Annotated in this window: 1 protein-coding gene; it reads right to left on the bottom strand. The window is 34.9% G+C overall.

The genetic code is table 11. From position 1 onward, the window contains the following. On the bottom strand, positions 1 to 185 hold a 185-nt coding region (locus ACLWS4_RS37185; RefSeq protein WP_416876448.1), incomplete at its 3' end, for a DUF4274 domain-containing protein. Between the last annotated feature and the right edge of the window lie 681 nt (positions 186 to 866).

Genomic DNA, 866 nt, shown 5'->3' with positions numbered 1-866 from the left:
CCCAAATCACAATTCTCATTCTCTAGAATAACCGTTGGGATATCAAATCCATTATTCCAATTATAATTTGCAGCAAAGTAATGAAGCAATAAAGAGTTGTTTATGTTTGCTAACTGACTGATTACGTAGCTTTTATCTTTCTTATAAAGTAACTTTTCGAGAAAAATAATATCTTTCTTCTCCATAGATTTTTACCTCCTTACCTAAAATCATTAACTTGTAAATTATCAACACTTTGATTTTTTAACTGCTCATCGCTCAGCCTTGGAGGCCTGCTACCAATCGTTTATCCTCTTCCTTCATGACATGAACAGCCTTTTTGAATCAGATTTCATTCTCAATATTCGTAAATGGTTTGATTTTATTATCCAGCGTTGTGGGAACGTCGTCAATTTTGGGAACATTGGTAAGTAAATACGATGAAACCTTTAAAGGGCTGGCAAAACGATAACGGAGCCATATATCTTAATGCGAGAGAGGTTGCTGCAATGAATGCAGCAGGGGAACAAATCGGCGTGAAAGATCAACATTTGCTTAGAAGCGTAGTAACTTGGTATGAGGCAAATGCATTCGGGATCCCGAAGTCCGGATCAAATCAGCTGCTTACAGTAACAACAATGAATTGATGTACAACATACTTTTGCTGTCATTTGCAGTTTCATTGGGAAGACCTGGATTCGGTTTTAATATCTTATATTTACATAAAACATAAAAAATTATAAAATATTGATATGATGAAAGAAGGAGGAGTTATATTGAAAAAATTATTTGTATTATTAAGCTGTTCTCTAATTCTGGCGCTCGCATTAGTTGGATGTGGAAAAACAAAAGTGGATTTCACCACAAAACAGTTTGAAACTGCTCTC

This window comes from Kitasatospora sp. SC0581, assembly GCF_048159585.1.
In the GTDB taxonomy this organism is placed as follows: Bacteria; Actinomycetota; Actinomycetes; order Streptomycetales; family Streptomycetaceae; genus Kitasatospora.
Note: the sequence above shows the minus strand (reverse complement) of the source record. Positions and strands in the feature narration are given on the sequence as shown.